Genomic DNA, 17,545 nt, shown 5'->3' on the forward strand with positions numbered 1-17,545 from the left:
AAAACGCGCCGCGTTCCGTGATGAATGCGGGTGAATCCACTGTCGATCCGAGGCGGTCCGTACCCCTACTGGCTGGTACGGACCGCCTGCCCGTGTATGGGCCATCTCGATGTCACCCCGGGGCCCGCAGAGAGGTAGGGTCGGTGGTGGTCGGGGACATCCCAAACAGAGCTCGCCGGCACCGCATGGCCGGCGTACCAACGAGGAGATCGGTTCGTGACGATCCGCGTAGGCATCAACGGCTTCGGCCGCATCGGGCGCAACTACTTCCGCGCGCTGCTGGAGCAGGGAGCGGACATCGAGGTCGTGGCTGTCAACGACCTGGGTGACACCGCGACCACCGCCCACCTGCTCAAGTACGACACGATCCTGGGCCGCCTCAAGCAGGAGGTCTCCCACACCGCGGACACCATCACCGTGGACGGCCACACCATCAAGGTGCTGTCCGAGCGCAACCCGGCCGACATCCCGTGGGGCGAGCTGGGTGTCGACATCGTCATCGAGTCGACCGGCATCTTCACCAAGAAGGAAGACGCCGCGAAGCACATCGCCGGTGGCGCGAAGAAGGTCCTCATCTCGGCCCCGGCCAAGGACGAGGACATCACCATCGTGATGGGCGTCAACCAGGACAAGTACGACCCGGCGAACCACCACGTCATCTCCAACGCCTCCTGCACCACCAACTGTGTGGCGCCGATGGCGAAGGTCCTCGACGAGAACTTCGGCATCGTCAAGGGTCTGATGACCACGGTGCACGCGTACACGAACGACCAGCGCATCCTGGACTTCCCGCACAAGGACCTGCGCCGCGCCCGTGCCGCCGCCGAGAACATCATCCCGACCACCACGGGTGCCGCGAAGGCCACCGCGCTGGTCCTCCCGCAGCTGAAGGGCAAGCTGGACGGCATCGCCATGCGCGTCCCGGTCCCGACGGGCTCCGTCACCGACCTCGTCGTGGAGCTGGGCCGCGAGGTCACCAAGGAAGAGGTCAACGCCGCCTTCCAGAAGGCCGCCGAGGGCGAGCTGAAGGGCCTCCTGGAGTACACGGAGGACGCGATCGTCTCCTCCGACATCGTCAACGAGCCGGCCTCCTGCACCTTCGACTCCTCCCTGACCATGGTCCAGGAGGGCAAGAACGTGAAGGTCATCGGCTGGTACGACAACGAGTGGGGCTACTCCAACCGCCTCGTCGACCTCACGGTCTTCGTCGGCAACCAGCTCTGATCGCTGAAGCAGGACCCCGAAGTGGGAGCAGGGCCCGTGCAGCGCACCGCCGCGCTGTCCGGGCCCTGTCCCACGTACTGACCACGTCCTTTTACGATCAGGTGCACCACGAGCCCTCCTGTAGGAGTCCACTCCCATGAAGACGATCGACGAACTTCTCGCCGACGGCGTGAGCGGCAAGCGGGTCTTCGTCCGCGCCGACCTCAACGTGCCGCTGGCCGACGGGACGATCACCGACGACGGCCGCATCCGCGCCGTCCTGCCCACCGTCAAGGCACTCGCGCAGGCGGGCGCCAAGGTGGTCGTCGCCTCGCACCTGGGCCGCCCCAAGGGCGCCCCGGACCTCGCCTTCTCGCTGCTGCCCGCCGCCGAGCGCCTCGGTGAACTGCTCGGCGCCCCGGTCGCCTTCGCCCAGGACACCGTCGGCCCGGCCGCCCACGACGCCGTCGACGGCCTCCAGCCCGGCCAGGTCGCGGTCATCGAGAACCTGCGCTTCAACCCCGGCGAGACGTCCAAGGACGACGCCGAGCGCGGTGAGTTCGCCGACCGGCTGGCCGCCCTCGCCGACGTCTACGTCGGTGACGGCTTCGGCGCCGTGCACCGGGGGCACGCCTCGGTCTACGACCTCCCGGCCCGGCTGCCGCACTACGCCGGCTACCTGATCGCCACCGAGGTCGGCGTCCTGAAGAAGCTCACCGAGGACGTCAAGCGCCCCTACGTCGTCGCGCTCGGCGGCGCCAAGGTCTCCGACAAGCTCGCCGTCATCGACCAGCTCCTCGGCAAGGCCGACCGGCTCCTCATCGGCGGCGGTATGGCCTACACCTTCCTCAAGGCCAAGGGCTACGAGGTCGGCATCTCCCTCCTCCAGGAGGACCAGGTCCCGGCCGTCACGGAGTACATGGAGCGCGCCGAGAAGCAGGGCGTCGAGCTGGTGCTCCCCGTCGACGTCGTGGTCTCCCGGACCTTCCCGGACCTGAAGACCAAGGCGCCCACCGAGAACACCGTGGTCGACGCGGACAAGATCCCCGCCGACCAGGAGGGCCTGGACATCGGCCCGAAGACCCGAGAGCTCTACGCCTCGAAGCTCGCCGACGCCTCGACCGTCTTCTGGAACGGTCCCATGGGCGTCTTCGAGCACCCCGACTACGCCGAGGGCACCAAGGCGGTCGCCCAGGCGCTCGTCGACACCAACGGCTTCACCGTCGTCGGCGGCGGTGACTCCGCCGCGGCCGTGCGTACGCTCGGCTTCGACGAGAACGCATTCGGCCACATCTCGACCGGTGGCGGCGCCTCCCTCGAATACCTCGAGGGCAAGACGCTCCCCGGCCTCGCCGCACTGGAGGACTGACCCTTGAGCACGCGCACGCCGCTGATGGCGGGCAACTGGAAGATGAACCTCAACCACCTGGAGGCCATCGCACACGTCCAGAAGCTCGCGTTCGCCCTGGCCGACAAGGACTACGAGGCCGTCGAGGTCGCCGTCCTGCCGCCCTTCACCGACCTGCGCTCCGTGCAGACGCTGGTCGACGGCGACAAGCTCAAGATCAAGTACGGCGCCCAGGACATCTCCCAGCACGACTCCGGCGCCTACACGGGCGAGATCTCCGGCCCGATGCTGGCCAAGCTGAAGTGCACCTACGTGGTGATCGGCCACTCCGAGCGGCGCCAGTACCACAACGAGACCGACGAGGTGGTCAACGCCAAGGTCAAGGCCGCGTACAAGCACGGCCTCACCCCGATCCTGTGCGTCGGCGAGGAACTGGACGTCCGCGAGGCGGGCGAGCACGTCAGCCACACCCTCACCCAGGTCGAGGGCGGCCTCAAGGACCTGCCGGCCGAGCAGGCCGAGACCGTGGTGATCGCCTACGAGCCCGTGTGGGCCATCGGCACCGGCAAGGTCTGCGGCGCCGGGGACGCCCAGGAGGTCTGCGCCGCCATCCGCGCCAAGATCGCCGAGCTGTACTCCCAGGACGTGGCCGACAAGGTCCGCATCCAGTACGGCGGCTCCGTCAAGTCGGGCAACGTCGCCGAGATCATGTCCCAGGCCGACATCGACGGCGCCCTGGTCGGCGGCGCCTCGCTGGACGCCGACGAGTTCGTCAAGATCGTGCGCTTCCGCGACCAGTGATCATGTCCGTGAGTAGGCGGTAGCGGCGATACGTCGTACCCTTGCGGGGGCACAGCCAGGTGCTGTGCCCCCGTCGTCCATCCGAATCCGAGGAAGTTGGTCCAGCCGTGGTTTTGGGGTTCTCGATCGCCCTGATCGTCTTCAGCCTGCTGCTGATGCTGCTGGTGCTGATGCACAAGGGAAAGGGCGGCGGCCTCTCCGACATGTTCGGTGGCGGCATGCAGTCCTCCGTCGGCGGCTCCTCGGTCGCCGAGCGCAACCTCGACCGGATCACCATCGTGGTCGGCCTGCTGTGGTTCGCGTGCATCATCGTCCTCGGCATGCTGATCAAGACGAACAGCTGACACGCGAACAGTACATTCCGCACGTAAAGCCCCATGTTCGGTACGCGCTCCTGAGCGCGGCCTATCATGGGGCTTGCGTCTGGGTGTGGGGGCCGGTAACTCCAATCACTGGACGCGCGTTGGGCCTTACGTAGACTGAGGCGCTCGCGGCGAAGCGAAACGCCGACTCGCTTCGCGGCACCATCACGCAGGGAGTTACGACCGTGGCAAGTGGCAACGCGATCCGAGGAAGCCGGGTCGGGGCGGGGCCGATGGGCGAGGCCGAGCGCGGCGAGTCCGCGCCGCGTCTGCGCATCTCCTTCTGGTGCTCCAACGGGCATGAGACGCAGCCCAGCTTCGCCAGCGACGCGCAGGTTCCCGAGACCTGGGACTGCCCGCGCTGCGGCTTCCCGGCCGGCCAGGACCGGGACAACCCGCCGGACCCGCCGCGCACCGAGCCGTACAAGACGCACCTGGCGTATGTACGGGAGCGGCGCAGCGACGCGGACGGCGAGGCGATCCTCGCCGAGGCGCTCGCCAAACTGCGAGGCGAGATCTAGGAGTTGTGACCGGCCGGGTGCCCGCGGGCGCCTGGCCGGAGCCGTTTCGCCCCGCTGCGGACGGTCCGTTGTCAGTGCTGCCCTCTACCGTGTGTGCATCGGCGCATCGGAGGGGGCGAGCGTGGTGGCGGTCGGGACGGCGAGCAGGGGGACACCTGCCTGGCGCGGTGGATTCGGCCGGCTGTGGACGGCCGCCGTGGTCTCCCGGTTCGGTGACGCGTTGCGCACGTCCGCGCTGCCGTTGCTCGCCGTGCGCCTCACCGACCAGCCCCTGGTCATCGCCTCCGTCACCGCCTGTGGCTATCTGCCCTGGCTGCTGTTCGGGCTGTTCGGCGGTGCCGTGGCGGACCGCGTCGACCAACGGCGGGCGATGTGGCTGGTGGACACGGTGCGGGGCCTGCTCGTCGCCGGTTTCGCCCTCGCCGTGGGCCTCGGGTGCGCCTCGATACCCCTGCTGATCGCGCTCGCCTTCTCTCTCACCGCGCTCCAGACGCTCTTCGACAACGCCTCCACGGCCCTGTTGCCCTCCCTGGTGGACCGGGAGGCCCTGGGCGGTGCGAACGCCCGGCTGATGACCGGCCAGCAGTTGGCGGGCGGACTGCTGGCGGGCCCGTTCGTGCCGCTGTTGCTGGCGGCCGGGGCGTTCATGCCGTTCGTGGCGGACGCGGGCACGTACCTGGTGGCCGCCGCGCTCGTGGCGTCCCTGCGAGTACGGCCGCCGGAGCGGGAGCCCCGCCCGCCCGGCAGCACCCTGCGCACGGAGATCGGGGCGGGCCTGCGCGCGCTGTGGCGGGACCGGGTGCTCCGCGCGGTCTGTGTGGCCACGCTGCTGTGCAACATCGGCATGGGTGCCCTGATCGCCACGCTGGCGCTGCACGTCACCCGCTGGCTGCACGCGGGCGACACCGGCTACATCGCCGCCATGACGTCGTACTCGGCCGGCAGCCTGGCCGGCGGTCTCGTCGCCCAGCGGATCGCGCGCCGCACCGGCCGGGTGCGGGCCCTGCTGCTCGGCGGCACGCTCCAGACGGGCGCGCTGCTGCTCATCGGCTCCGTGCGGCACGTGCCCGCGCTGGTCGCCGGGATGCTGGTGCTCGGCGCGATGAACATGGTCTGGAACGTCAACCAGGTCACCCTGATGCAGCAACGCAGTCCCGGGTCCATGGTGGGCCGCATCGCCTCGGCCTTCCGTACGTCCTCCACCTCCGGTGCCCCGCTCGGCGCGTTCCTCGGCGGGGCCGTGGCCGGACTGTACGGCCTCAACGCACCGGCCCTGCTCGCGGCCGTCCTGTTCGCCTCGGCCGTCGTCGCGCTGATACCAGGGCGCGAACCCGACGTATCCGTCGTCGTGCGTGAAGACAGCGTCTCCACCGCTCGTCCCGCGCGCTGATCAATTAGGTTGGAACGGCTGGGACAGGCACGAAAGAAGGCGGAAGTCGGACATGAACGCAGACGGCCGTACCAGGCTCAACCAGACCCCCGAGTGGACCGCTCTCGCCAAGCACCGGGAGGAGCTGGCGGACACCCGTCTCAGGGACCTGTTCGCCGCCGATCCCGCGCGCGGCACCGGGTACACGCTCCAGGTCGGCGACCTGTACATCGACTACTCGAAGCACCTGGTCACCGACGAGACCCTGCGCCTGCTGCGCGAGCTGGCCGCGGCGACGGACGTCTTCGGCCTCAGGGACGCCATGTTCCGCGGCGAGAAGATCAACGTCACCGAGAACCGGGCCGTGCTGCACACCGCGCTGCGCGCCCCGCGTGACGCGGTCGTCGAGGTCGACGGCGAGAACGTGGTCCCGGACGTGCACGCGGTGCTCGACAAGATGGCCGGCTTCGCCGACCGGGTCCGCTCCGGCGAGTGGACCGGCCACACCGGCAAGCGCATCAAGAACGTGATCAACGTCGGCATCGGCGGTTCGGACCTCGGGCCCGCGATGGCCTACGAGGTGCTGCGCTGCTTCACCGACCGCGACCTCACGGTCCGCTTCGTCTCCAACGTGGACGGCGCCGACCTGCACGAGGCCACCCGGGACCTCGACCCGGCGGAGACGCTGTTCGTCATCGCCTCCAAGACCTTCACCACCATCGAGACCATCACCAACGCGACCTCCGCGCGGAAGTGGCTGCTGGCGGCGCTCGGTGACCAGGCCGCCGTGGCCAAGCACTTCGTGGCGCTGTCCACGAACGCCGAGAAGGTCGCCGAGTTCGGCATCGACACGGCCAACATGTTCGAGTTCTGGGACTGGGTCGGCGGCCGGTACTCCTACGACTCCGCGATCGGCCTCTCCTTGATGATCGCCATCGGCCCGGACCGCTTCCGCGAGATGCTGGACGGCTTCCGGATCGTCGACGACCACTTCCGCACCGCGCCCGCCGAGGCCAACGTCCCGCTGCTGCTGGGCCTGTTGGGCATCTGGTACGACAACTTCCACGACGCCCAGTCGCACGCCGTGCTGCCGTACAGCCACTACCTCTCCAAGTTCACCGCCTATCTCCAGCAGCTCGACATGGAGTCCAACGGCAAGTACGTCGCCCGCGACGGCAAGCAGGTGGACTGGCAGACCGGGCCGATCGTGTGGGGCACGCCCGGCACCAACGGGCAGCACGCCTACTACCAGTTGATCCACCAGGGCACCAAGCTGATCCCGGCCGACTTCATCGGCTTCGCCCGGCCGGTCGCCGAACTGAGCGAGGAACTCAAGGCCCAGCACGATCTGTTGATGGCCAACTTCTTCGCCCAGACCCAGGCGCTCGCCTTCGGCAAGACCGCCGAGGAGGTCCGCGCGGAGGGTGTCCCCGAGGAACTGGTCCCGCACAAGACCTTCCAGGGCAACCGGCCGACCACGACGATCCTCGCCCGTGAGCTGACCCCGTCCGTGCTGGGCCAGCTCGTCGCCCTCTACGAGCACAAGGTGTTCGTGCAGGGCGCGGTGTGGAACATCGACTCCTTCGACCAGTGGGGCGTGGAGCTGGGCAAGGTCCTCGCCAAGCGTGGTGATGTCCCTGCGCGCTCTGCCGCCTCCATCCCCTAGGGTTCCGCTGGACCAGGGGAGGGAGTGCGCATGGTGCGCAGGGTGCTGGCCACGGCGGTAGCGGTGGCCGTGGCGGGGGTGTCGGCGGTGGGCTGCGACGGCAGACACCAGCCGGACCAGTCGGAGGGCGGCCGGCCGGACGCCCCGGCGAAGGCCGTGAAGGCCGTGCCGTACACCGGGCCGGCGGACGTGCCGGAGCGGCTGGGGAACGACGGCACGACCATCACGGTCGGGGACCCGGCCGCCCCGCTGACCGTGCACCTGTACGAGGATCCGCGGTGCCCGGTGTGCAAGGAGTTCGAGACCACCGGTGGTGCCCCGCAGCTGCGCGAGGCGACCGTCCGGCGCGAGGCGAAGACCCAGTACACCCTCGCCTCCTTCCTGGACGGCCGGCTCGGCGGCACGGGGTCCCGGAAGGCGGTCAACGCCCTGCGGGCCGCGCTGGACATGGGGAAGTTCGCCGAATACCACGACGTGCTCTACGCCCACCAGCCCGCCGAGAGCGTCGACGGATTCACCGACGTCTACCTGCTCAAGCTGGCGGGACGGGTCCCCGGGCTGCGCGGGCCGGACTTCGACTCGGCCGTCAAGACCATGAAATACCGGACGTTCGTGACCAACGCCCAGGACGCGTACGAGCGTGCGGGCGGGCCGCAGGACCCCGAGGGCCCCGGCACCCCCACGGCCGAGATCAACGACGTACGCATCCCGGTGCGGTACAACGGCCTGCTGTTCGACGGGCCGGTCTTCGACGGCCTGCTGAAGAAGATCCGCGAAGACCCCGGGAGCTGGCGGGCCGTTTCCCCCTGAGAGCGGGCTCAGGCCACCGCGCTCAGCGTGTCCGCGAGGCGGCGGCGGGCCGCGCGGGACGCGGGCAGGGTGGCCAGGGCCGCCGCCCCCAGGACGGCGGCCGCGCCCAGCAGGAGCAGCAGGCCGGGGGAGGGGGACTGGGCGATTCCGGCGCCGATGCCGGAGGAGCCGCCCTGGGCGTCGATCAGCCGGCGGGCCAGCGGCAGTCCCAGCGCCGTGCCGGCGACGACCGCCGCCAGGGCCGTACAGCTCGTCGCCGTGACGGTGATCGCGGTGATCTGCCGGGGCGACATGCCGATCGCCCGGAGCGCCAGCACGTCCCGCTCGCCCTCGCGGACGCTGCCGCCGATCGCGGTGAGCAGTTCCACCAGCCCGATCAGGGCCAGGACGGCGATGAGCCCGGCGACGACACCGCGCAGCGGGGACAGCCCGTCGGCGGGGTTCGTCACGGGATGCACCTCCAGGTGGCCGTCGCCGGCCGAGGCGAGCGCGGCGGCCACGCGGTGCGGGTCGGCGCCCGGACGCAGCCGCAGCTCGTAGAAGGCCGGGGACAGCTCAGGGTCGTTCTCGCGGAGGGTGTCCAGGGAGGTGGTGACGACCCGCCCGGCGTTGCGCGGTTCGAGGGTGCGGCCCACGATGTGCAGGATCTGCGGGCGGTCGCCCACCGTCATCCGCACCCAGTCGCCGACCCGCGCGTCCAGCAGGTCGAGCAGGCCCTGGCCGGCCACCGCCTCGTCCGGTCCGCGTGCGGCGCGGCCCTCGGCGAGGGCGTAGGGGTAGGGCTCGGCGCGGGTGCCGACGCCGCGCAGGGCGATGGTCCCGGTCTGGCCGGGGACCAGCGCGGCCACCTCGACGCCCGGATAGGCGGCGGCGACCCGGGAGTCGTGGGCCAGCACGGCGCGTACCCCGGACGCGTCCAGGGCGCCGTCCGAGCGGACCGTGAGCGCCGTCGGCAGGCCCACCCGCTCGGGGCTGCTGTGGAAGCGGTCGATCGTGGTCCAGGCGCTGAGCGCCACCACGATGAGCAGCAGCGGCAGTGTCAGCCGGGCCACGGTGGCCAGTGACCGGCCGCGCCCCGCGAACGCCTTGTGGCAGCCGAGGACCAGCGCGGCCGGCAGCCGCAGCCCGAGCGCCCGCCGGGCCGCCCCGCTCAGCCGCCCGCCCGTCGGCGCGGCCCGGCGCGGCACCGGAACCGGCGGCACCCGCCCGGCCCGCCAGGCGGCGAGCCCCGTGGTCAGGCCGATGTACAGGACCGCCCCCGCCGGCACCACGCACAGCGCCAGGGTGTGCCCGGGCAGCCCCTGCCACACGCCCACCGCGTCCCCGAGCCGCCCCGGCACCCGGCTGCCCAGGCCCTCGGTGAGCGCGGCCGCGGCCACCGCGCCGAGCAGCGCGTACGCCAGGTGCTGGAGGAGGAAGATCCGTACGACCTGGCCGGGCGTGAAGCCGATCGCCTTCAGCACCGACAGGTCCCGCAGGTGCCCGCGGATGCGGGTCGCGATGGCCCCGTGCACCGCGAACCCGGCGGCGACCAGGGCGCCCAGACCGAACAGCCCGAGCACCTGGCCGAGCAGCCGGTTGTCGCCCTGCGCCTCGGCGCGGGCCTGGTGCCAGGTGGAGACCTCGCCGACCGCGCCGGCACCCAGCACGGTGACCGCGCGCTGGACGGCGTAGTCGGTGTCGGACGGATCGCCCAGGCGCAGCCCGATGACCTGGCCGACCGGGGCTCGCACGGCGGACGGCAGCGCCCACACCAGTCCGGGCTGCTCGCCGGGGCGGTACGGGGCTTCGGCGCTGTCCGCGATGCCCTCCACGGTGAGGGTGCGCGCCGTGCCGGGCAGCGTCAGGGTGTCGCCGGGCTCGGCCAGCAGGGCCCGGGCCAGGCTGCTCTCCAGCACCACGCCGTCCGGCGCGGCCGGGTCCAGCCAGTGCCCGGTGGTGAGCAGGGGCCGCCCGACGGAGGGCAGGTCCGGGGTGGCGCGCAGTTCGACGGAGGCGCGGGTGCCGCGGGCGGCGACGGTGGCGGACTCGGCGCGATAGGGGCCGGCGACGGCGGTGACGCCGTCCAGCCGGGCCAGTGCGCGGGCGTCGGCGGACGGCGCGGTGTGCAGCCAGACATGGGCGCCGCGCGCCTCGGCGAAGGTCCGCTGCCAGGGGTTCGTGGCGTAGCCGAACAGGGCGGTGGCGAGCAGCAGCGAGGCGACGACGCCGGCGGTGGCCAGCACCAGGAACAGCGCCTCGCCGCGGTGGGTGCGCAGATCGGAGTGCGCCCAGCGCAGGGTGGCCCGCACATCCCTCAGGTCGAGCACGGTCAGTCCCTCAGCTCCAGTACGCCGGAGATGCCGCTCCGCCGGGGCGGTGGCGCGCCGTCCAGGGTCGCGTCGTCGGCTATGCGGCCGTCGAAGAAGCTGATCACGCGGTCGGCGGCGCTGGCCAGCCGGGCGTCGTGGGTGACCAGCACGATGGTCTGGCCGCGCCCGTGGAAGCGGGACAGCAGCCGCATCACCTCGCGGGTGCCCTTGCTGTCCAGGCTGCCGGCCGGCTCGTCCGCGAGCAGCAGCGGCGGATGGTTGACCAGCGCCCGGGCGAGCGCGACCCGCTGCTGCTCGCCGCCGGACAGCTCGCCCGGCATGCTGCGCTCCTTGCCCTCCAGGCCCAGCTCGGCGAGAAGCGCCTCCCGCTCGGCGCGGGCCTTCTTCGGCGGGACCCCGGCCAGCAGGGCGGGCAGCTCCACGTTGTCGGCGACCGACAGGTTCGACACCAGGTTGAAGAACTGGAAGACGATCCCGATGGCCTTCCTGCGCTCCACCGCCCAGCGGGCCTCGCTGAAGGAGTCGGTGCACCGGCCGTCGAGCCAGACGCTGCCCTCGTCCGGCCGCTGGAGCCCGCCGAGCAGGTGCAGCAGCGTGGACTTGCCCGCGCCGGACGGCCCGGTGATCGCGACGAACTCGCCCCGGGCCACGCTCAGGTCGACCCCGCGCACGGCGTGCGCGGGCGCGCCCTCGCCGTGGTGGGTCTTCACCAGGCCCGCGGCCCGCAGTACCGGAGCGTGGCCGTCACTCACCCCAGATCCTCCAGTTCCTCCTGGCACCGCTCCAGCCAGTCGAGGTCGGCCTGCAGGTGCAGCATCGCGCCCTCGATCAGCAGCTGGGCGATTCGGTTGTCCCGGCTCTCGGCCGCGGCCAGTTTCGACAGGTTGCGCATGGTGTTGAGGTACTGGCGCCGCTGCCGGTTGATGAGGGCGATCTGGTCGGCGAGACCGGTCTGCGGGGCGAGGGCGAGCTTCATGAAGAACTCGTCCCGCACCCGCGGCTCGTCCTCGGTCTCCTCGAACCAGGCGAGCAGCGCCTCGCGCCCGGCGTCGGTGAGGTGGTAGACCTTCTTGTTGGGCCGGCTGGACTGCTCGACGTCCTCGCCCTGGATCAGCCCGGACTTCTCCAGGCGGCCGAGGGTGACGTAGATCTGGCCGACGTTCGGCTGAGGGTACGCGGCGCCCAGCAGTTGCTCAAGGTCCTGCTTCAGCTCGTAGCCGTGGGCCGGGCCGCGGGCGAGGAGTGCCAGGAGGGGCAGGCGCACTCGTGCTGTCCTCCTGTCTGCTTCATGTGCTCCAGGCCCTAGTATCGCGCATACCTAACAGGTATACATGGCCTCTGTCCCCGGGCGAGGATGCCCGTGGTGCCGGTGTACAGGGAGGAACCTATGCGGTGGATGCGCACCGCCGGTAGGGGCCTTCTCGTTCTCGTCGTGGTCCTGGCCGGGTACGTGGCCTCGGGCGCCCGCGCCGACGGGGGCGCGGGAGGCGGTCGCGGCCCGCTCACCCTGGCCACCGCCGGTGACCTCACCGGCTATCTCGGCCCGCTGCTCCAGGGCTGGAACCGCACCCACCCCGGCGAGAAGGTCACCCTGGTCGAGCTGCCGGACTCCGCCGACGAGACACACGCGCAGATGACGACCGACCTGCGCGGGGGCGACCGCGGCCGCTTCGACGTCCTGAACATCGACGTCGACTGGACCTCCGAGTTCGCGGCGGCCGGCTGGATCCGCCCGCTGCCCCGTGACCGCTTCCCGCTGGACAGCTTCCTGCCCCCGGTGGTGGACACGGCGACGTACGACGGACGGCTGTACGCGGTGCCGTACGTCACGAACGCCGGGCTCCTCCTGTATCGCAAGGACATTCTCGACAAGGAGGGGGTGTCCCCGCCGCACACCTGGGCCGAGCTGGAGCACGATGCGAGAACCATCGCGCCGAAGTACGGACTCGACGGCTACGCGGGGCAGTTCCTGCCCTACGAGGGCCTGACCGTGAACGCGGCGGAGGCGGTGTACTCGGCGGGCGGCACCATCCTCGGCGGCGAGGGCACCCGCGTCACCGTCGACTCGGCCGCCGCCCGCGAGGGCATCGGCTTCCTCGCCCGCGGCATCCGCGAGGGCTGGATCCCGAGGCAGGCGCTGACGTACAAGGAGGAGGAGTCCAAACAGGCCTTCCAGGACGGCAGGCTGCTCTTCCTGCGCAACTGGCCCTACGCGTACGCCGTCGCCTCCGCCCCGGGCTCCAGGGTCGCCGGGAAGATCGGCGCCGTACCGCTGCCCGGGCCCGACGGTCCGGGGACGAGTGTCCTCGGCGGCTCCAACCTCGCGGTCAACACCCACGCCCGGCACCCCGACTCGGCCGCGCGCCTGATCGCCTACCTCACCAGCGCGCCCGTGCAGCGCCAGGTGCTCACGCGGGGCGCGCTGCCGCCCGTACGCGCCGGGCTCTACGAGGACCCCGCGCTCATCCGGCGCTTCCCCTATCTGCCGACCCTGCGCACCGCCGTCCTCACCGCCCGGCCGCGCCCCAAGAGCCCGCACTACGACCAGGTCAGCCTGGCCGTGCAGGCGGTCGTGCAGGACGCGCTCACCGGGCGGCAGACGCCCGGGCAGGCCGTGCGCCGGCTGGCGCGCGAACTCGACGCGATCGCCAGCCGATAGCCGGTCACCGATCCGCCCTCTAGTTACTTGTTAGGTAACGCGGACATCTCAACTGGCTCAGAAGTGCCCCGTTAAGTCCGTGTTTGTCGCGCCAACTCCCTGGTAACTCCTGTTCTTTTCGTTGACACCGCCGCGACACGCCTACCTAACATGCATGCATGTTGAGTAAGTACCACTGGTGGCGGGACGCCGTGATCTACCAGGTGTACGTCCGCAGCTTCCTGGACAGCACCGGTGACGGCATCGGCGATCTGGCCGGCGTCCGGGCCGGGCTGCCGTACCTGAAGAAGCTCGGCGTCGACGGGATCTGGCTGAGCCCCTTCTACCCCTCGCCGCAGCACGACCACGGCTACGACGTGGCCGACTACCGCGGTGTCGACCCGCTCTTCGGCGACCTCGCCGAGTTCGACCTGCTGATGGCCGCGGCCCGGCGGCTCGGCATCAAGGTGCTGCTCGACATCGTCCCCAACCACTGCTCCAGCGAGCACCCGTGGTTCCGCGAGGCCCTGGACAGCGAGCCCGGCAGCCCGGCCCGCGCCCGCTTCCACTTCGCCGACGGCCGCGGCCCCGACGGCAGCGAGCCGCCCAACAACTGGCACGCCATGTTCGGCGGCCCCGCCTGGACCCGGGTCGCCGACGGCCAGTGGTACCTGCACATGTTCACGCCCGAACAGCCCGACTGGAACTGGCGCAACCCCGAGATCCCCGACGAGTTCGACCGGACCCTGCGGTTCTGGCTCGACCGGGGCGTCGACGGCTTCCGCATCGACGTCGCCGCCGGCCTGTTCAAGCACCCCGGCCTGCCCGACTCCGACGACCCGGAGGCCGACGCCCGCACCCGCGACTCGGTCAACCCGCTCGCCTGGAACCAGCCCGAGGTGCACGAGGTGTGGCGCCGCTGGCGCTCCATCTGCGAGGAGTACGGCGCCCGGGACGGCCGCGAACGGCTGCTCGTCGGCGAGGTCTCCGTCCCCACCGCCCGCGAACACGCCCTGTACGTCCGCCCCGACGAGCTCCACCAGGCCTTCTTCTTCGACCTGCTCAGCGCCCCCTGGGACGCCGACGCCTTCCGCAAGGTCATCTCCGAGGCCATGCAGGACATCGCCGGCACCGGCTCCACGGTCACCTGGGTCCTCAACAACCACGACCAGGTCCGCACCGTCACCCGCTACGGCGAACCCGCCACCGAGGGCAGCGGTCTCGGCGCCGCCCGCGCCCGCGCCGCCGCGCTGCTGATGCTGGCGCTGCCCGGAGCCGCGTACATCTACCAGGGCGAGGAACTGGGCCTGCCCGAGGTCGTCGACCTGCCCGACGACGTGCTCACCGACCCGATCTTCCGGCGCACCGGCAGCCGCGCCCGGATCCGCGACGGCTGCCGCGTGCCGCTGCCCTGGTCCGGGCAGGCCTCGCCGTTCGGCTTCACCTCCGGCGCGGAGGGTGCCAAGCCCTGGCTGCCGCAGCCGCCGTACTTCGCCGAGTACGCCACCGACCGCGCCCTCGCCGACACCCGCTCCTTCTGGCACCTGTACCGGGACGGCCTCCAACTGCGCAAGTCCCTGCCCCAGTTGGGCGAGGGCGCGCTGCGCTGGCTGGACACCCCGCCGGACGTCCTCGCCTTCGTCCGCGGCGACGGCCTGGTCTGCGCCGTCAACTTCGGTACGGCCCCCGCGCCCGCGCCGGTCCCCGGTACCCCCCTGCTCTCCAGCGGCCCGTGCCCGCCCGGCGTCCTGCCCGGCGCCACGGCGGCCTGGTGGCTGAACGACCTGTGATCACCCCGTCCCCGATGAAAGGTCCGTCAACGATGATGCGACGACGCACGACCCTGCTCACCGGCTGCACCGCCCTCGCCCTCGCCCTCGGCGCCACCGCCTGCGGCGGCGGACCCGTCTCGGCGGGCGGCGGCGACAAGGCGCTCAGCGGCCAGACCGTCACCGTGGCCGGTGTCTGGTCCGGCAGCGAGCAGAAGAACTTCCAGAAGGTGCTGGACGCCTTCACCGAGAAGACCGGCGCCAAGACCCAGTTCGTGTCCACCGGCGACAACGTCTCCACGGTCGTCGGCAGCAAGATCGAAGGCGGCAACGCGCCCGACGTCGTGATGGTCCCGCAGGTCGGCGTCCTGCAGCAGTTCGCGAAGAAGGGCTGGCTCAAGCCGCTCTCGCCCACCGCCCAGCAGACCATCGACGCCGACTACGCGCCCGTCTGGAAGAAGTACGGCAGCGTCGACGGCGCCCTCTACGGCCTCTACTTCAAGGCCGCCCACAAGTCGACGGTCTGGTACAGCCCCGACGCCCTCGCCCAGGCCGGGGTCGAGCCGCCGAAGACGTACGACGAACTGCTCAAGGCCGGGCACACCGTCTCCGACTCCGGCCTCGCCGCCTTCGCGGTCGCCGGGCAGGACGGCTGGACCCTCACCGACTGGTTCGAGAACATCTACCTCTCCCAGGCCGGCCCCGAGAAGTACGACGCCCTGGCCGCCCACCGGCTCAAGTGGACCGACCCCACGGTGGTCGAGGCGCTCACCACCCTCGGCAAGCTCTTCAAGGACAAGCAGCTCATCGCCGGCGGCCAGAAGGAGGCCCTGAACACGGACTTCCCCGGCTCGGTGGAGAAGGTGTTCGGCCCCAAGCCCGAGGCCGGCATGGTCTACGAGGGCGACTTCGTCGCCGGCGTCGCCCACGACCAGTACGGCAAGGCGATCGGCAAGGACGCGGACTTCTTCCCCTTCCCGGCGGTCGGCGGCGGCACCGCACCCGTCGTCAGCGGCGGTGACGCGGCCGTCGTCCTCAAGGACGGCAAGAACGCCAAGGCCGGCATGAAGCTCCTGGAGTACCTGGCCACCCCCGAGGCGGCGGCCGTGTGGGCGAAGGCGGGCGGCTTCCTGTCCCCGAACAAGAAGCTGAGCCTGTCCGCGTACGGCGACGACGTCACCCGCGCCACCGCCAAGTCCCTCGTCGGCGCCGGGGACTCGGTCCGCTTCGACATGTCCGACCAGGCACCGGCGGCCTTCGGCGGCACCAAGGGCACCGGCGAGTGGAAGCTCCTCCAGGACTTCCTGCGCGACCCGTCGGACCCGAAGGGCACGGCGGCCAGGCTCGAAGCCGCCGCGGCCAAGGCCTACCAGGGCTGAGCGGCACACCATGACCGCCACCACTGTCGTCAAGCAGCAGGCGGGCCCGCGGGCCGCCGCCGACCCGGCGCCCGCGCGCCGCGGCCGGCGGCGCGCCCGGCTGATCGCCCTGCTCTTCGTCTTCCCCGCGCTGCTCCTGCTCGGCGCGCTCGTCGTCTACCCGGTGCTGTTCTCCGTCGGCCGCAGCTTCTTCGACGCCTCCGGCACCCGGTTCGTCGGCGGCGACAACTACACCGAGATGTTCCGCGACCCGGCCACCCTCAAGGCCATCCGCAACACCACCATCTGGGTCGTCGTCGCCCCCGCCCTGCTCACCGGCCTCGGCCTGATCCTGGCCGTCCTGGTGGAGAAGGTCCGCTGGGCGACGGCCTTCAAGCTGCTCCTCTTCATGCCGATGGCGGTGTCCTTCCTCGCCGCCGGCATCATCTTCCGCCTCGCCTACGACGAGGACCCGGACAAGGGCGTGCTCAACGCGGCCGTCGTCTCCGTCCACGACGCCTTCAAGGGCACGTCCACCTACCCGACCGCCCGTGGCCGCACCGGACTGCTCACTCAGGACCCGGACGGCTCCTACCGCACCACCGCCTCGGCGGGCGACACGGTGGCACTGCCGATGGTCGGCGTGCTGCCCAAGGACCTGCCCGGCGACACCTCACCCGCCAGTACGGCGGCGGCAGGCAAGGCCGCGCCCGGCGAACTGCGCGGTGTCGTCTACTTGGACTTCACCCCCGGCGGAGGAGGCCGGCAGGGCGAGGTCGACGCCGAGGAGAGCGGCCTGCCCGGCATGAAGGTCGAGGCGGTACGCGACGGGAAGACGGTCGCGAGCGCGACCACCGCCGCCGACGGCTCCTTCCGCTTCTCCGGTCTCACGGCCGGCCCGTACACGGTGAAGCTGCCGGAGTCGAACTTCGCGCCGCCCTACCAGGGCGTCTCCTGGCTCGGCCCGACCCTCGTCACCCCCGCGATCATCGGCGCCTACCTGTGGATCTGGACGGGCTTCGCGATGGTCCTGATCGGCGCGGGCCTCTCCACGCTCCCGCGGGACGCCCTGGAGGCCGCCCGGATGGACGGGGCCAACGAGTGGCAGATCTTCCGCAGGATCACCGTCCCGCTGCTCGCGCCCGTGCTCACCGTGGTCTTCGTGACCCTGGTGATCAACGTGATGAAGGTCTTCGACCTCGTCTACATCATCGCGCCCGGCCCGGTGCAGGAGGACGCCACCGTCCTCGCCACCCAGATGTGGCTGGTGTCCTTCGGCGGCGGCAACGACCAGGGCCTCGGCAGCGCCCTCGGTGTGCTCCTGCTGCTCCTGGTGATCCCCGCGATGGTCTTCAACGTCCGCCGCTTCCGCAACAGTCAACGATGAG

The 17,545-nt window shown here is 71.3% G+C and carries 15 protein-coding genes; 12 read left to right on the plus strand and 3 right to left on the minus strand.

All coding sequences use genetic code 11. The features are described from left to right. Positions 1 to 216: 216 nt before the first annotated feature. The 8 genes from gap to OO52_RS07835 all read left to right on the plus strand — a co-directional run bounded on the left by gap (position 217) and on the right by OO52_RS07835 (position 8,080). Positions 217 to 1,224 carry a type I glyceraldehyde-3-phosphate dehydrogenase gene (gene gap, locus OO52_RS07800; protein WP_030347989.1) on the plus strand — a complete coding sequence of 336 codons (1,008 nt, stop codon included), beginning with the start codon at positions 217 to 219 and terminating at the stop codon, positions 1,222 to 1,224. Between the two features lie 136 nt (positions 1,225 to 1,360). Then, complete coding sequence (locus OO52_RS07805; RefSeq protein ID WP_030642351.1) at positions 1,361 to 2,572, plus strand: phosphoglycerate kinase; 1,212 nt, start codon at positions 1,361 to 1,363, stop codon at positions 2,570 to 2,572. A gap of 3 nt (positions 2,573 to 2,575) precedes the next feature. Further along, a complete protein-coding gene (gene tpiA, locus OO52_RS07810; RefSeq protein ID WP_030642353.1) occupies positions 2,576 to 3,352 on the plus strand; it encodes a triose-phosphate isomerase in 777 nt (258 codons plus the stop codon). 113 nt (positions 3,353 to 3,465) lie between these two features. Continuing rightward, positions 3,466 to 3,696 (plus strand): preprotein translocase subunit SecG, encoded by a 231-nt coding sequence (gene secG / locus OO52_RS07815; protein ID WP_030642355.1) that lies wholly within the window; start codon positions 3,466 to 3,468, stop codon positions 3,694 to 3,696. A 203-nt stretch (positions 3,697 to 3,899) separates the two neighbouring features. After that, complete coding sequence (locus tag OO52_RS07820) at positions 3,900 to 4,235, plus strand: RNA polymerase-binding protein RbpA (protein WP_003976875.1); 336 nt, start codon at positions 3,900 to 3,902, stop codon at positions 4,233 to 4,235. A gap of 196 nt (positions 4,236 to 4,431) precedes the next feature. Beyond that, complete coding sequence (locus OO52_RS07825) at positions 4,432 to 5,625, plus strand: MFS transporter (RefSeq protein ID WP_030642357.1); 1,194 nt, start codon at positions 4,432 to 4,434, stop codon at positions 5,623 to 5,625. 52 nt (positions 5,626 to 5,677) lie between these two features. Continuing rightward, a complete protein-coding gene (pgi, locus tag OO52_RS07830) occupies positions 5,678 to 7,270 on the plus strand; it encodes a glucose-6-phosphate isomerase (RefSeq protein WP_051854384.1) in 1,593 nt (530 codons plus the stop codon). Positions 7,271 to 7,300: 30 nt separating this feature from the next. Further along, complete coding sequence (locus OO52_RS07835; RefSeq protein ID WP_030642370.1) at positions 7,301 to 8,080, plus strand: DsbA family protein; 780 nt, start codon at positions 7,301 to 7,303, stop codon at positions 8,078 to 8,080. An 8-nt stretch (positions 8,081 to 8,088) separates the two neighbouring features. On the opposite strand, the gene OO52_RS07840 is transcribed toward OO52_RS07835, so the two are convergent. Genes OO52_RS07840 through OO52_RS07850 form a run of 3 tightly spaced genes read right to left on the minus strand, consistent with a single transcriptional unit; the run spans position 8,089 to position 11,656 of the window. After that, positions 8,089 to 10,371 carry an FtsX-like permease family protein gene (locus OO52_RS07840; protein ID WP_030642371.1) on the minus strand — a complete coding sequence of 761 codons (2,283 nt, stop codon included), beginning with the start codon at positions 10,369 to 10,371 and terminating at the stop codon, positions 8,089 to 8,091. A gap of 20 nt (positions 10,372 to 10,391) precedes the next feature. Beyond that, positions 10,392 to 11,144, minus strand: a complete 753-nt coding sequence (locus OO52_RS07845) for an ABC transporter ATP-binding protein (protein ID WP_030642373.1) — start codon at positions 11,142 to 11,144, stop codon at positions 10,392 to 10,394. Beyond that, positions 11,141 to 11,656, minus strand: coding sequence for a PadR family transcriptional regulator (locus tag OO52_RS07850; protein WP_030642375.1), 516 nt, complete (start codon positions 11,654 to 11,656; stop codon positions 11,141 to 11,143). Before OO52_RS07850 ends, OO52_RS07845 begins: the two co-directional genes overlap by 4 nt. 123 nt (positions 11,657 to 11,779) lie before the next feature. On the opposite strand from OO52_RS07850, the gene OO52_RS07855 reads away from it, so the two are divergent. The 4 genes from OO52_RS07855 to OO52_RS07870 all read left to right on the plus strand — a co-directional run bounded on the left by OO52_RS07855 (position 11,780) and on the right by OO52_RS07870 (position 17,544). Next, entirely contained in the window at positions 11,780 to 13,051 is a 1,272-nt protein-coding gene (locus tag OO52_RS07855) for an ABC transporter substrate-binding protein (protein WP_030642377.1), read from the plus strand. A 158-nt stretch (positions 13,052 to 13,209) separates the two neighbouring features. Continuing rightward, complete coding sequence (locus OO52_RS07860) at positions 13,210 to 14,820, plus strand: glycoside hydrolase family 13 protein (protein WP_030642379.1); 1,611 nt, start codon at positions 13,210 to 13,212, stop codon at positions 14,818 to 14,820. 32 nt (positions 14,821 to 14,852) lie between these two features. Further along, complete coding sequence (locus tag OO52_RS07865; protein WP_030642381.1) at positions 14,853 to 16,178, plus strand: ABC transporter substrate-binding protein; 1,326 nt, start codon at positions 14,853 to 14,855, stop codon at positions 16,176 to 16,178. A gap of 10 nt (positions 16,179 to 16,188) precedes the next feature. Further along, positions 16,189 to 17,544, plus strand: coding sequence for an ABC transporter permease subunit (locus OO52_RS07870; protein ID WP_030642383.1), 1,356 nt, complete (start codon positions 16,189 to 16,191; stop codon positions 17,542 to 17,544). Position 17,545 lies beyond the last annotated feature (1 nt).

It is taken from the genome of Streptomyces flaveolus, from assembly GCF_000716535.1.
Lineage (GTDB): Bacteria > Actinomycetota > Actinomycetes > Streptomycetales > Streptomycetaceae > Streptomyces > Streptomyces flaveolus_A.

What these genes read in the sequence shown, in the direction of transcription:
- OO52_RS07805 (WP_030642351.1), top strand. Translation starts at nt 1,361, where the DNA reads ATGAAGACGATCGACGAACTTCTCGCCGACGGCGTGAGCGGCAAGCGG.
- pgi (WP_051854384.1), top strand. Translation starts at nt 5,678, where the DNA reads ATGAACGCAGACGGCCGTACCAGGCTCAACCAGACCCCCGAGTGGACC.
- OO52_RS07835 (WP_030642370.1), top strand. Translation starts at nt 7,301, where the DNA reads ATGGTGCGCAGGGTGCTGGCCACGGCGGTAGCGGTGGCCGTGGCGGGG.
- OO52_RS07855 (WP_030642377.1), top strand. Translation starts at nt 11,780, where the DNA reads ATGCGGTGGATGCGCACCGCCGGTAGGGGCCTTCTCGTTCTCGTCGTG.
- OO52_RS07860 (WP_030642379.1), top strand. Translation starts at nt 13,210, where the DNA reads ATGTTGAGTAAGTACCACTGGTGGCGGGACGCCGTGATCTACCAGGTG.
- OO52_RS07865 (WP_030642381.1), top strand. Translation starts at nt 14,853, where the DNA reads ATGATGCGACGACGCACGACCCTGCTCACCGGCTGCACCGCCCTCGCC.
- OO52_RS07870 (WP_030642383.1), top strand. Translation starts at nt 16,189, where the DNA reads ATGACCGCCACCACTGTCGTCAAGCAGCAGGCGGGCCCGCGGGCCGCC.